Below are 14,269 nucleotides of genomic sequence, written 5' to 3' on the forward strand. Positions count from 1 at the left end.
TAAAGGATGATGAGGATGAACCTAGAAGATATACAAAAATCCTATGGCGTAATTGTAAGTTTAGGAGGATTGTGTCAAGTCACCAACCAAATCAAAAGACACAATTTAAGAACATTTTCTGGACCTTTAGATTGGTTTTATTATCCATCACTTTCAGATGTAAACAGATTACTTCAAAATCGATTTAAAAAATTCATGAAGTTGGAAAATATGGTTATAGAAGGTTCCGAAAGTTACGGTCTTATTGAATCAGAATTTGATAATCAAATTAAATGGGCAGAACGAATTACCTACTGTATAAAGGACACTTATTATAATTGTTTTTCAATGCATGATTTTCCTATTAATTCAGAAAAGGATTTGAAATCAACCTATCCTTCTTTTAAAGCTAAATTAGACACTAGAATTAATCGATTCCTTGAAAAAATAAATAGTAGTGAATCCATTTTATTCATTAGAATTTGGGGAAATCGAGATGAAGCGGTTGAATTGCAAAACGTGTTATCTAAAATTACAAATAAGGATTTTAATATCCTTATTGTTAATTTCAAGGAGGGTATATCTAATATTGTTGAACAAAATTGGGGAATATCGAGGGTTTGTTCAATTGAACTCCCACGTTATCAGGATAGATGGGAAGGTGATGATTCCGATTGGGATGTTATTTTAAACAAAATAACATTAACTTAATAATTTTCTTCTTACTTTTAACATGATTTGGCCCGTAAAATCAAATAGGTGTAGAGAAATAAAATTCCTGTCTAATTGATACACACTTAATTAACAAAACGTTCATATAATAATTCGTAAGTCCTTCTTTATTGAATAAATAGTTCTTTACAAAATTAGTTCCATCACTAGAGCACCTTTATGCGGTGCTCTTTTTTGAATTTATAAAATGTAAAAATAGTTGTTCCATTTTCCTTCAAATGACTAATTCCCTTTGTTATTCTTCTGTTGATTTCTGTATAATCATTTATGCGATCAGCATATTCTGCTTATGTAGTGCATTCACGACTACTTACTTCCATACTTTATCTTATATTTTGTCTTCTTGGATATTTCATTATAAGCTTCTTCAATTCCCTTGATTTCCTTCCCCTTCTTTTATCTTAAGAACAAGCAATTTCTTTCATTAATATTAAATAAACTAAAGCATAGATTTTAAAAGAACCTAATTTACATATAATTAATGATAAACTACAATGTGTATTCTCCACGTTTAATCAGCATCTGAATTATAAATCTAACATATTTTTTTTAGTTGATTGTCATTATGGTACAACCGTGTATACATTTACCAAACAAACTACATAGTTTAAATTAGTAAAATATATAGAGAGGAAGGAAATAAATCTATGAAAGTCATAATTTTGTGTGGCGGAAAAGGGCTTCGGATGCAAGGAATTTTAGAGGACATTCCCAAACCATTAGTTCGAGTTCAAGGAAAGCCTCTCCTCTTGCATATAATGAATTGGTATAGAAAATATGGACATTCTGATTTCATTTTGCCCTTAGGATATAAAGGTGAGAAAATTAAGGAATATTTTATGGACTTTAGCTGGAAAGAGAATGACTTTAGTTTGAATTTTAAAACCAGTCAATATACGCTACTTCAGAAATTAGAAAATTGGAATATACACTTTATAGATACAGGAATTGATACAATGACCGGGGCAAGACTAAAAAAACTTGAATCCTTTGTACAGGGTGAAACCTTTTTATTAACTTATGGTGACGGATTAGCCAATATAGATATTGATCAACTAATAGCATTCCATAAAGAAAAAGGAAAAATTGCTACATTAACTGGAATTAAAAAAAATAGTCAATACGGCCTATTGGCGGTCGAAGATGGAATTGCTATTGATTTTAAAGAAAAACCATTACTTGATGAAGTAATTAATGGCGGTTTTTTTGTATTTAACAAAGAAATATTCGATTATTTAAGTAATAATGATGATTGTGTTCTAGAAGAAGATCCTCTTCGAAATTTAATAAAAGACAATGAGCTCGCAGTCTATGAACACAATGACTTTTGGGCTAGTGTCGATACACCTAAAGATTTAAAAACTGTAAATGAAAGTTGGAATCCAAATAAATTTTAGTGGAGAGGACTGAATAAGCATTGAACTCTAATGATAAAAAAATAAGTTTACCTCGATTGTATATCCCCTCTAATGAGAAAATAGTTAACCCACTTTCAACAGGAATTAAAGCTTCAAATCTCTCCAAAAAAAATACTCAAAAAAGAATTGATCCCCAATTCTATAATCAACAACATGATCTAAATAATCATTTCTGCGTCATTGTAGGTAGTGAGTATGTCTTGAAAATTATTGCTTTACAGCAATCATTAATGCAGTACTCAGAAAAATTCACATTGTGGATTTGTTGTATAGATCCTTTTGCATATTCACTATTAAAAGAAATGAGTTTAATTAATGTAAACCTTTTACAAGTTGAAGAATTGGAAGATCGTGAATTAAAAGCAATTAAGAGAAAAAGAAAAGTAAATGAATATTGTTGGACTTTAAAATCTGTCTTGATAGAATATTTATTGGTCAATTATGATTTACCATCTATTCTATATTGTGATGGTGATTTATGCTTTTTCTCTGACCCTAATATTATTTTTGAGGAATGGGGTGACCATTCTATTTTCCTAACCCCCCAAAGAGATCGTGATTGGGTAGAAAAAATGTATGGAAAATATCAGGCTGGTCTAATTGGATTTAAGAATGATCTCTATGGACTAAAAAGTGTAAGATGGTGGAAAAATAAATGTATAGATTGGTGCAGTGCCGAGGCTGAGGAGGGAAAATTTGGCGACCAAAAGTATTTAGATTATATCCCTATATATTTTCCAAAAGTAAAAATTTCAAATAACTTAGGTATAAATGCTGCGCCTTGGAACTGTATATATAATAACGATTACAAAATTGACAAGACTAAAAACGATATATTTATTGAAAACGACAAACTAGTTGTTTACCATTTTGCATGTATTACTATCTTTACTGAAAATGATTTTGATCTTTGGTCTTTGGGAGAAATTTCAATACCCAATAATATATTAAACCATATTTACACTCCGTATTTAGAGAGAATTCAATTTGTTTTAAAGCAATTAAAGGATAAATTCAATAAAGAGACTAAACAATTTTTAAGTAAAAAAGATATAAATAAAGCTCAAACTTTATATAAAGATTCACAATTAAGAAGAAAAATGAATCAATCCAATCATTTTATGAACTTTTCCATGATTATAAGTAAAGAGCGATTAATCCAAGGATTGACCTCTTATTATTCCTTAGAAAATTTCAACGCTAAATTTACTGTATGGATTTGTTGTATGGATGATTTAACGTATCAAATATTAGAAAAATTAAAATTAAAGCACGCCATACTAATTCCGGTAAAGGATATTGAAAATCATGAACTCCTCAGTATAAAAAATGATAGAAGTTTACAAGAATATTGTTGGACATTAAAAGCACCCCTATGTCTACATGTCCTTAGTCTTTATCCGGAAGTTGATCACATTATATATTGTGATGCTGATATGTATTTCTTTACAGCACCTAATATCATTCTTGATGAATGGTGGAAATACTCTGTATTCCTTTGCCCTCAAAGAAGCTCTACTGAAATTGAAAGCATACACGGTATATACCAAGCTGGTTTAGTAGGCTTCAAAAACGATCAAAATAGTAAAGAAATTTTAACATGGTGGAAAGATAAATGCCTAGAATATTGCAATAATCAATATGATGTTGAAATGAATAGATGGGGTGACCAAAAATATTTAAATCACATTCCTAACATCTTTTCTAATATAAAAATCATGACTCATAAAGGTATTGATGCAGCACCTTGGAATGTCATTTTAAATAGCAGTTCTATATCCAAAACAGATAATAAAGTTTTTATTGATCAAGATGAATTAATAGCTTTTCATTTTGGAAGTATGCAAATTATTAATCCAAATGAGTTCGATTTATGGAAACAAGAAACTTTAGAATTACCTCCAGCAGTTTTAGATTATATATACATTCCTTATATTGAACAATTGAACAAGACATGTCATACCCTTCATAATACTTTTCAAAAATCTCCCTCCTCTTTATTTGCTGACCAAATTGATACAACAACAATAAAAAATTATTTTAAATACCCCTCCCCTCATCACAATTAAGACTGATACTTTCCTTATTTAAAAATAAATCTATTTATTTCAGCAACTAAAAATACATCTTAATAAAGGATAGATTATCACTATGATTGCTTCATTTAAAAATAAAACTTTCCTTATTACTGGTGGATACGGTTTTATTGGTTCTCACTTGGCACGAAGACTTTTAAATTTACAAGCAAAAATTGTTCTTTTCATAAGAACACCATCAAACTCTTGGAGACTAAAGGATATTCTAAAATATATTGAAACCTATGAAATAGATATACGAGATAAAAAACAAGTACAAGATGCAATAAAGAAAATTAATCCCGATTATATCTTTCACCTGGCAGCCTATGGTGTAAATTCTGCCCATACAGATTACATCCATGCTATAGAAACAAATGTTATAGGGACTTGTAACATTATTCAAGCAGCAAAATTGGTGAATTGTAAAAAAATCATCAATTTTGGGAGTAGTTCTGAATACGGTAACAAGATGGAACCTATTCATGAAAATATGTTACTAACTCCTGTGGACATCTATGGAAGTACCAAAGCTGCTGCTACTATACTCGCCCATCAAATTGCTAGCGAAAACAATATTAATCTTATAACATTAAGACCTTTTGGCATATTCGGAGAAGGCGAAGAGCCGCATAAAATTTTTAGCTATATAATCTTGCGAGTATTACAAAACAAAGATGTAAATTTAACTTTATGTAATCAATTAAGAGATTATTGTTATATAGAAAATGTAATAGATGCCTGTATCCTAGCAGTAGAAAATACTACTGTACAAAATGAAATCTTTAATATTGGGAGCGGCACTATTCACCCCTTGAAACATTATGTAGAATTATTATTCAAACATTTGAAAACCAATTCCAGACCAAATTACGGTGCAATTTCCTCTAGAACAAATGAAAGATGGGTTCCTGAAGCGGATGTGCAAAAAATAAAAAACTCTCTTTCCTGGGAACCCAGAATTAATATTGAAGAAGGAATTATAAAAACTGTTAATTGGTATAAAAATAATAAACATTTATACCTAACTCCCTAAAAATAGGGTACTAAAGGAGGTGGACTAATTGTTAAACCAAAACTTTAATAATGCTTTTTACGGAAAAAGAATTTTAATTACTGGACATACTGGTTTTAAAGGTTCTTGGTTATCCCTATGGTTGAATGAATTAGGTGCTGCTGTAATCGGATATTCATTAGATCCTAAAAATAAAAATGATAACTTTAACATTACTAACCTTCAAAATAATATAATTGATATTCGTGGAGACATTAGAGATTTTAATAAATTAAATAAGGTTTTTACAGATTATAAACCTGAAATTGTATTCCATTTAGCTGCCCAACCTCTAGTTAAGTATTCATATGAATATCCTAGAGAAACATACGAGGTAAACGTTGTAGGAACTATGAATGTACTAGAGGCAATTCGATTACATGAATCAGCTAAAATAGGAATTATGGTGACAAGTGACAAGTGCTATGAAAATAAAGAATGGCCTTGGGGTTATCGTGAAATTGACCCTATGGGCGGCCATGACATATATAGCTCAAGCAAAGGATGCTGCGAACTTTTAATTTCTTCCTATCGTAATTCTTACTTTTCAGAAGAAAAATTTTCTCAACACAAGAAAATAATTGCAAGTGTTCGAGCTGGTAATGTAATTGGTGGTGGTGATTGGTCAATAGATAGAATTATTCCCGATTGTATACGAGCATTAGAATCAAACAAAAAGATTATTATTAGAAATCCTACTGCTATTAGACCCTGGCAACATGTACTAGAACCTTTAAGCGGGTATTTACTCCTTACAGAAAAAATTATAAATAATGGTATCCTTTTTTCAGGAGCATGGAACTTCGGGCCATCCCTAAGCAATATTGTTTCAGTAGAAAAATTAGTGACCAGTTTACTAGATATTTGGGGCTGCGGGGATTGGACAGCAGAAAATATAGGTCCAATAAATTTTCATGAAGCAAATTTACTAAACCTTGACATTAGCAAAGCAAAATTCAATCTTAATTGGCAGCCAAAATGGTCCCTACAACAGACTTTAGAAAATACAATAGAATGGTATAAACATTATAATTCTTACACCAGTTCTGAGATGAGAAATCTATGTATTAGCCAAATCAAACAATATTGCATGCTTTGAACTACTTCCCACTTACCCATACTTGCTGTGAGTTCCTTATGGAGGGAGTCTTCTTGGCTAAAATGATAAAATAAAACAAAACCATACGTAAGATAATTTTACTATTACAAATAATGACATAGTCTGTTTCACCTTTTACATTATCTAAAAAAGAACTTGTAGGAATTCTTACAAGTTCTTTTTTATTTCCTTTATTCTCTTCTTATTTACATACGCAAGATTTATACATTTGGTGGTGATACATACTATATTTATCCGATAAAATAATCTAAAAATTAACACATAATTGATCGTTTTAAGAAAAAGAAATTTCATAAATCTTCAATCACAGTTTCTTAGTTCACCTAATAGAACGTATAAAGACTCATATCATCTTTTGATTATTTTTGGATGTTTTATTCTACGTATATTCGACACAAATTGATTGTTTTTTATGAATTTTCTTGAAAAATATTGTAATATCACTCCATTTTTTCTTCTATTTTGTTATGATGTTAATAATTAAATTAGATTAGGATTTTTTTAGAAAATGGGGGCGTATATTATGAGTGTCTCAGTAAAAGGAAATGAGCAATTAACCTCTCTATTGAACGACTGGTATCGATCTATGCTATCTCAGCAAGTTATAAAAGCTACTAATCTAAAAAAGAAAATTGATGAAAAAATTAATAAGTTAAGCATTGAACCGAATCAAGAGCATCAGGATCAAAATTTGTTACTATACTATTCACTACTCGAATTTCGTTACAAGGTCTTAACAGATAGCCTTGGTATTCAACAAAATAGTTTTGATACTATTAGCGATTATGATATGCCTACAGATCAATTTCTACAATTCTATTATCATTTTTTCAAATCCATTCATTCCACTTTTATATCAAATTATACTGAGGCAGAGGAACATTATAAACTAGCAGAAAAAATATTGGTAGCTATACCAGATGAAATTGAACACGCCGAATTTTACTATAGAATTGCTACTTTCTATCACCATACCTATAACAATCTCGCTTCTATCGAATACGCAAATAAATCGAGAGCAATCTTTTCAAAGTACGAAGGTTATGAAGTAAAAACAGCCTTTTGTAATAGTTTGCTAGGTGGTTGCTGCATCTATTTAAAACAGTACGAACAAGCAGAAGAATATCTACATTGTGCAATTGATTTACTACAAAAAAATAGGGAAGAAGATTCCTTGTTATACGTAAAAAATACTATGGGGTGGCTGTATTCTGATCAAAGTATGTCTACTTTAGCTATTCGTCACCTTTCAGAAGTAACAGAGAAAATCCCTACACACTTCAAGGCCATCTTCCTACAAGCTAAGGAACATTATAAGTTAGGAGAACAATCAACGGCCAGCCAACTCATTGATAAGGGACTACAGATTTGCAGAGAGATTCATAACGAAGAATATACACACCACTTCTCTATTTTAAAAAAATTAAATGAAAATATTCCATTGGAAGAATTAGAAAAAATCATTCAAGAAGGAATCTTATACTTTGAGGAAGAAGAATTATGGGAATATGTTGTCGAATACGCCGAATTATTTGCCACAAAATGTAGACAATTAGAGGACCACCAAAAAGTAAGTGACTATTTCCATATTTGTTATCAAGCAAGACAAAAATCAATCGCAAAAGGAGTGTTAAAATAATGAAAAAAATTAGCTTATTATTATCAAGCATTGCTTTTATTGGGGTATTAACGGTGGGAATTTTTCAGTTTTCTAAAACAGATCAGCTTGCTACTCATGGGCATTATCCTGCTCCTTCATATAGTGTTGGCGATTATGGTGGTGCACCACCACAAATTTAATGTAAATGTATTTAAAAACCCTCCATTTGGAGGGTTTTTAAATGGCTTATCTGCCTGTTCAATACGCATAGAGAGTACATATTATACTTATTTACTATGTTATAAGATTTTTCATTTCCACTCTGTAACAAGATTCTAGCATTCTCTCCTAGAATCTCAACTTAAATCTTAAATCCACCAATTAACTCTTGAAGTTCTTCCGCCATCTGTGCTAATTGTATTGCTGAAGAATTTATCTCTTCCATAGAAGCATGTTGTTCCTCAGATGAACCAGCTATCGTTTGCATACTTGAAGAATTTTCTTTTACAGCCATAGCTATTTGATCAATCGATGTATCGACTTTCATTGCATCAGTAGTCATTGTATTAGATAGTTCCACCATATCATGCACTTTTGACACAATATCATTTGCAGATTTTGAAATCTCATAAAAACTTTGTTTTGTATCATTCGCAACCTTAATTCCCGACTGTACTTCTACGCCTACTTCATTCATAGCTTTTACAGTCTCATGTACGTCTGCTTGTATTTCTTTAATTAAACTTCCAATTTCCATTGAAGATCCGGATGATTGCTCCGCCAACTTTCTAACTTCATCGGCAACAATTGCAAACCCTCTCCCCTGTTCCCCAGCTCTAGCTGCTTCAATCGCTGCATTTAATGCTAATAAATTTGTTTGTTCCGCAATATTTTGAATCGCTTCTAATATACTGCCAATTTGCTGTGATTTCTTATCTAATAATTTTATGACATTATCGGATTGAGAAACAGAGTGATGGATAGACTGCATTTGTGTTACAGTTTGTTCTACTAATTGTTCACCTTCATTGGCTTTTTGTTTAGTGTATATGGATGAAGCCGATACTTCAGAAGCATTCTCAGCTACGTATTGAATATTTCGTGTTACCTCACCAATTAATTCAGCTCCAGACTCAACTTCATTATTTTGAACCTCTGCACTGTTCGAGATTTCTTCCATCTCTTTTGTAATTTGTTCTGTCGCAACACTTGCTTGCTCTACACTAGCAGTTAGTTCCTCAGAAGACGTAGCTACATGTCCTGCAGATGTGTTAATTTGAGAAATAATATTACGTAACGACTCTGCCATTGTATTGAAACTACCACCTAATTGACCAAGTTCATCCTTTGAACGAATATCTATTTTCTCGGTTAAATCTCCTTGACTAATTCTTTGAGCTGAAATGACTAATTGTCTTAGTGGAGTAATTATAGATTTGAGTATGAATAGAATTACAATTCCACCTAACAATAATGAAGCACCTATTATAGTGAGCGTTTTATAAAAAATAGGATTGGTAGCTTCTTCAATTTCTTTCGTAGGCATTACGCCAGCTATTTTCCAACCTGTTTTTTTATTTGTCTTAAAGCTTATGTTTCGATCTTCACCATTGAGGCTATAAGTAATTACTCCATCTTCTGTCTTGTACAATTCATCCACTAAAGTTTTATCTAATTTCTCTCCAGGTTTTAGTGATGGATGAACAACTATAGTTTTATCTTGACTAACTATAGATACAAATCCTTGCTTCCCAATTTTTATCATTTTGGATGTTTTTACGATATCTTTAATATTCAAATCTACGCCAATGACACCACTTTTATCTGCATTCTGCTTTGCAATTGCAATTACCATATTTCCTGTAGACTTTGATTTATATGGAGATGAAACAATAATCTCTCCATCTGCTTTTACTGCATCCTTATACCAACTGCTTTCTAGCGGATTAAACCCTTCTGGTATTTTTCCAACAGGTGCATGAATAAATTGATTGTTACTGGATGCCGTATAAATCGTTTCTATCTCTGGATGTAACTGTATATATTGATCAAATTTATTCTGTACATTTTGCGATTGTTCAGGATTATAATCCCCTTGTGTGAGTACCTTTGCAAAATGAGTGATATCTGTATGCTTATTTTCTAATTCATCATCAACAATCTTATCTAAAATACTTATATTATCTTTTGCTGATTGTAGAATTGTTTCATTAAGATCTGTTTTTGCTTTATTATAAGATGATACTCCTACGATAAGGCTTGGTATAATTAATATTGCTATAAATGCCATAGACAACTTCGTTTTAAGCTTTATTTGCCCCAATCTTTCTTTTATATTAAACACTAGCTACTTCTCCTTTTCATTTTTACTACTTATATAGTTTATTTAAATTTTTCTCCTTTACTTTTCCACATTCATTTATGGTACCATTCGAAATGAAACCACAATTACATCCTATTATCCGTACTTTATAATTTAGAGATTTAATTTTCACAGACAGAGTTTTATCTGCTCTCCTTTCGAATATGTTATTTTTCTAGATTCAGCAATTATTAGACTACGAATTATTCCAAATAAACTTGATGCAACATATACTTCATTTAAAAAATAATTATTGGATTTGTTTGGATAAAAATCTAGTTTAGCGCTAATCCAATCGGATGAAATTCTTACCATAATACATTCACTAAACATAAATAAGTAAATTTATTTCTTTTAATACTTATATTTAACTGCCTTTTAACCATTCTAACTGTATTATTTCATCGTTTTATCTATTTATTACAACCACTTTTGTATTATTGAATCACTAAACTATAAATTCTAAATAGGAGAATAAAATAAATTAGAGAATTACATTGTAACACATATATATAAGTTGTTAATATTAAAATTTAAAACTTTACTATTTTTCATATGCAATATTACATGCGAAAAGCCATAATTTTTTTGTTATACTATGCATGTGGATTTTTCATCCAAAATCCACCCAAACGCATATTTATGTATATGCCACCCTAATTGATGAAAGTGAGAAGAGTGTTTATCATTTTTCTCACTTTTTTATTTAGGCTCTGTTAATATTGATTATTGATAAAAAGTATTAAATAAGGGAAGACACCTTAGAGTTGGTGCTTCCCTTATTTGTTGATTATTCAAATCTAAAATAGGTATTTTCTAAACCTATTCTTTGCTTTAATGTTCTGCCCAAAGCATAATTATTTGGTAATTCTTTTTCAATGACACAAATAATATAACCTGCTTTTCCTGTTGTTAAATTAGTTAGTTGTAAGTAGTTAGTGTTGTCGTAGATATAAGAAATAATATATTCATAGAAATTATTTTCTTTATCTTCTCTATTCATACCAACATTGTACACCCTAACTCTTGCTCCTACCCAAATTTCCTCATCATCATCAACATTACTTAAAGGCATCCATTTCGAGTTATCCAATATTTCACCCTTTTCTTAATTCATTCGTTTATACACGAATGTTGCTAGACACAAACTATCATAAGCATCCGTCATTTCATTGATTAGACGACCACCGACAGAGAAAAAAGACTCAACATAGCTTTTTACCCATTGAAACACTTGCTCTTTTAGTTATTTTTACATTTTGAATCTACGAAAATGAATTCCCTTATAAAAACTCTAACAGAGAATCTTCCTTCCAAATTTCACCTAGGGAATTATTTGTTTTCAAAAAAAACTACCAACATCTTTATCAACTCATTTTAGAATATTTAAACAATAATTCCATATACATTACCTGCATAAATTATTCATTTTCTTTTATATAAGACCTACCTTTTTACTTTTGATAGATTATTAGACATTGGATTATTATACATAAATCCCAAAAACATGCGGTATTTTGTAGAATTTTGTCTATCAATATGTATGTACACCCTTTTGTAGTGGATATAGACTGTGAGGTGTAAGGAGATACCTTACAAAATAATAAAAAGGAGATTATAGAATGAGTAGATTAACAAAATTCTCAAAGTTAGTATTTGCAACTTTAATCGCGGGAAGTAGTCTAAGCACCTTTGTTTCGTCACACAGTGTACAAGCTGACACCTTAGATCCTAATTACCAAGACAATATAAAATTCATACCACCTTCTAGTGCTAGGCCAAAATTGGAACAAAAAAACACTATTGTTCCAGAAGCAAAAGTTGTTAAAAACCATTATGTAAAGTACTCTAAAGCACATTTCCAAACTAAAGAAAGTATACCAAAAGAGATTTATTATTCTTCAGAAGGCTTTAAGGGCTATATACAGGCAAGTACCGTTTGGGATATGGGAGATCATTTCGCAACACTATATTCCGGAACCGTTATTCGATGTTAGACTTTTAATCCATTCTCCCCTAATGCTTAAAATGGTTAATAACTCACTGCCAATACTGTAATATCTATTGTTCATAAAATAAACCACAAAATCTTTCGATTTCATGGTTTATCAAATATAAAGATAATGCTAAACGAATACTCTAACATTACCTTCCCCAAAGTTAATTATAGAGTATTTTCAAAAAAAAGACACTCTTGTAGTGTCTTTTTTATAGTATTTTAAAAAGAATTCCACCTACTAACACCTTTTTGTTGCGCCTATTCGTTTATTTCAATATGATACTTTTCCATCTCGTATATGCAATAGACAATGATAGCTAAACTCCAACTGACACTATAATAATTATGTGTGTAGAAGTCATAGCCCGCTTTAATACCTTTCTCTATTACAACTAATGTAAATCCTAAAGCCACCCATCTGTTAATTTTCATCTTTATAAACGTTAAAGAGATAATTATTAAAAATAAAATATTTGTAAGATGATTTATCATTAGCTCATATTTTTGAATGTATACCGCCATTATACAAGCAACGATATTAGTCGCAATGCCAAAGGCAATCACCGCTCCCCAAACCCTGTCCGAAAGTCCCACTCCTGAGTCAGTCCCTTCCTAAACAAATATCCCTTTCTTTAATTCGTTCCTACACCCTATTCAAGATATGCTAAATTATCCTTGTCTGATGAATATCTATTTATCTTTTCATATAGAGCAAACAAAATCTTTACTCATAATTTTTTCTTTATTCTTGATATTAAGACTGCTTTTATGAGCATTTCGTATAAGTATGATGTAACTGATTAAAGCCATTTTCAAAGACGACATACCGGCGATAATTTATGTCTATTTTACATTGGTGTTAGCAAGTTCGTTTGCAAACTTGTTAGCACTTTTTTATTTAGATAATACACACACCTTCTTACATACTGATTATTTTCCCATTGAAGTACTTACGTTCTAAGGATATACCTTTATTTCATGTAATTACATTGGAGAAGTATAGTAAAGTGGAGGTCATTCGTTTCAATTCCGTAACAGTTCATTGGAAATAACGAGATTCTTAACTAATTAAATAAAGTTCCGAAATCACTAGTTACAGATGATACACAAGAACAACTTGAGCAAGAACTAATAGATTCAATGCAAATTTAAAAAGAAATATTGGTTTCACATTACCGTAATAACTGTATATCAATACGAATACATAAATACTATCCATATTGATATACAAATTTATCTTAGCTAGAGAGAGAAGCTCCTACATCACCAATCCCTTGAATCATTTCAATTTTTACGTTAATTTTGTTTGGTGATCCTATAAGATTATCTGTTGAATTGCTTTCTACTTTTATATTTGGTCCAATAATAGTAACTAGATCTTTGCTAATGTGTAGTATAAAACCTTTGATATGAATATCTTCTAAAAATAATATAATGTATAAATTGGTTAGTTGATAATCACATAGTAATTTTTTAATTTCAGTTGTTTTTATTTCAATATTATTAGATGTATCTATTTGGTAATGAGATTCTTTTTGACTATATAATAATTGTGAATTATCTTGCGATAGTATGAATTTTTTAGGGGTTGGTGGATTGTTAAAAATATCACTTAATCTTAATAAAACACGAGAGGATTTTGGGGTTTTTAATGGTTTTGCAGAAGCACCAGTGGATTCTTGAGGCCTTATTTGTTTTACAGAAGCATCAGTGGATTCTTGAGGTCTTATTGGTTTTACAGAAGTATCAGGTGATTCTTGAGGCCTTATTAGTTTTGCAGAAACACTAGCGGATTCTTGAGGCCTTATTGGTTTTGTTGAAGTATCAGGTGATTCTTGAGACCTTATTGGTTTTGTTGAAGTATCAGGTGATTCTTGAGACCTTATTGGTTTTGTTGAAGTATCAGGTGATTCTTGAGACCTTATTGGTT

General features: G+C 30.7%; 12 protein-coding genes. 8 read left to right on the top strand and 4 right to left on the bottom strand.

The genetic code is table 11. The features are described 5' to 3' along the window. Positions 1-15 precede the first annotated feature (15 nt). The 7 genes from HFD78_RS24315 (at position 16) to HFD78_RS24345 (ending at position 8,178) form a co-directional block, all read left to right on the top strand. Positions 16-690 carry a papain-like cysteine peptidase gene (locus tag HFD78_RS24315; protein ID WP_001047153.1) on the top strand — a complete coding sequence of 225 codons (675 nt, stop codon included), beginning with the start codon at positions 16-18 and terminating at the stop codon, positions 688-690. A 668-nt stretch (positions 691-1,358) separates the two neighbouring features. Further along, on the top strand, positions 1,359-2,108 hold the full coding sequence (locus HFD78_RS24320; RefSeq protein ID WP_000864432.1) for a sugar phosphate nucleotidyltransferase: 750 nt from the start codon (positions 1,359-1,361) through the stop codon (positions 2,106-2,108). A 20-nt stretch (positions 2,109-2,128) separates the two neighbouring features. Beyond that, positions 2,129-4,198, top strand: coding sequence for a glycosyl transferase (locus tag HFD78_RS24325; protein WP_098204669.1), 2,070 nt, complete (start codon positions 2,129-2,131; stop codon positions 4,196-4,198). An 82-nt stretch (positions 4,199-4,280) separates the two neighbouring features. Further along, positions 4,281-5,240 carry an NAD-dependent epimerase/dehydratase family protein gene (locus HFD78_RS24330; protein ID WP_000561952.1) on the top strand — a complete coding sequence of 320 codons (960 nt, stop codon included), beginning with the start codon at positions 4,281-4,283 and terminating at the stop codon, positions 5,238-5,240. A gap of 28 nt (positions 5,241-5,268) precedes the next feature. Beyond that, positions 5,269-6,357, top strand: coding sequence for a CDP-glucose 4,6-dehydratase (rfbG, locus tag HFD78_RS24335; RefSeq protein WP_000934338.1), 1,089 nt, complete (start codon positions 5,269-5,271; stop codon positions 6,355-6,357). Between the two features lie 544 nt (positions 6,358-6,901). Then, the gene (locus HFD78_RS24340) at positions 6,902-8,017 is read left to right on the top strand and encodes a Rap family tetratricopeptide repeat protein (RefSeq protein ID WP_000116961.1); all 1,116 of its coding nucleotides are present in this window, start codon (positions 6,902-6,904) and stop codon (positions 8,015-8,017) included. Beyond that, a complete protein-coding gene (locus HFD78_RS24345) occupies positions 8,017-8,178 on the top strand; it encodes a hypothetical protein (RefSeq protein WP_000724116.1) in 162 nt (53 codons plus the stop codon). The genes HFD78_RS24340 and HFD78_RS24345 overlap by 1 nt, the downstream gene beginning before the upstream one ends. A gap of 161 nt (positions 8,179-8,339) precedes the next feature. Here HFD78_RS24345 and HFD78_RS24350 read toward each other — a convergent pair whose 3' ends face one another. Both HFD78_RS24350 and HFD78_RS24355 read right to left on the bottom strand, forming a co-directional pair. Continuing rightward, positions 8,340-10,322: a methyl-accepting chemotaxis protein gene (locus HFD78_RS24350; protein ID WP_141551803.1), complete on the bottom strand. Its 1,983-nt coding sequence runs from the start codon at positions 10,320-10,322 to the stop codon at positions 8,340-8,342. Positions 10,323-11,130: 808 nt separating this feature from the next. Beyond that, positions 11,131-11,415 carry a hypothetical protein gene (locus HFD78_RS24355; protein WP_002062883.1) on the bottom strand — a complete coding sequence of 95 codons (285 nt, stop codon included), beginning with the start codon at positions 11,413-11,415 and terminating at the stop codon, positions 11,131-11,133. 547 nt (positions 11,416-11,962) lie between these two features. On the opposite strand from HFD78_RS24355, the gene HFD78_RS24360 reads away from it, so the two are divergent. Beyond that, positions 11,963-12,337: a hypothetical protein gene (locus tag HFD78_RS24360; protein WP_000088957.1), complete on the top strand. Its 375-nt coding sequence runs from the start codon at positions 11,963-11,965 to the stop codon at positions 12,335-12,337. Between the two features lie 260 nt (positions 12,338-12,597). Here the strand turns inward: HFD78_RS24360 and HFD78_RS24365 are convergent, their stop codons facing one another. Continuing rightward, positions 12,598-12,933 carry a hypothetical protein gene (locus HFD78_RS24365; protein WP_000524431.1) on the bottom strand — a complete coding sequence of 112 codons (336 nt, stop codon included), beginning with the start codon at positions 12,931-12,933 and terminating at the stop codon, positions 12,598-12,600. 644 nt (positions 12,934-13,577) lie between these two features. Continuing rightward, positions 13,578-14,269: hypothetical protein (locus HFD78_RS24370; protein ID WP_191968123.1), on the bottom strand; the 692-nt coding region annotated here is incomplete at its 5' end.

This window comes from Bacillus sp. EKM501B (genome assembly GCF_011800505.1).
In the GTDB taxonomy this organism is placed as follows: Bacteria; Bacillota; Bacilli; order Bacillales; family Bacillaceae_G; genus Bacillus_A; species Bacillus_A cereus.

Excerpts from the sequence above, each read along its gene's own strand:
- HFD78_RS24315 (WP_001047153.1), top strand. The coding sequence starts at position 16 with ATGAACCTAGAAGATATACAAAAATCCTATGGCGTAATTGTAAGTTTA.
- HFD78_RS24320 (WP_000864432.1), top strand. The coding sequence starts at position 1,359 with ATGAAAGTCATAATTTTGTGTGGCGGAAAAGGGCTTCGGATGCAAGGA.
- HFD78_RS24330 (WP_000561952.1), top strand. The coding sequence starts at position 4,281 with ATGATTGCTTCATTTAAAAATAAAACTTTCCTTATTACTGGTGGATAC.
- HFD78_RS24340 (WP_000116961.1), top strand. The coding sequence starts at position 6,902 with ATGAGTGTCTCAGTAAAAGGAAATGAGCAATTAACCTCTCTATTGAAC.
- HFD78_RS24345 (WP_000724116.1), top strand. The coding sequence starts at position 8,017 with ATGAAAAAAATTAGCTTATTATTATCAAGCATTGCTTTTATTGGGGTA.
- HFD78_RS24355 (WP_002062883.1), bottom strand. The coding sequence starts at position 11,415 with ATGCCTTTAAGTAATGTTGATGATGATGAGGAAATTTGGGTAGGAGCA.
- HFD78_RS24360 (WP_000088957.1), top strand. The coding sequence starts at position 11,963 with ATGAGTAGATTAACAAAATTCTCAAAGTTAGTATTTGCAACTTTAATC.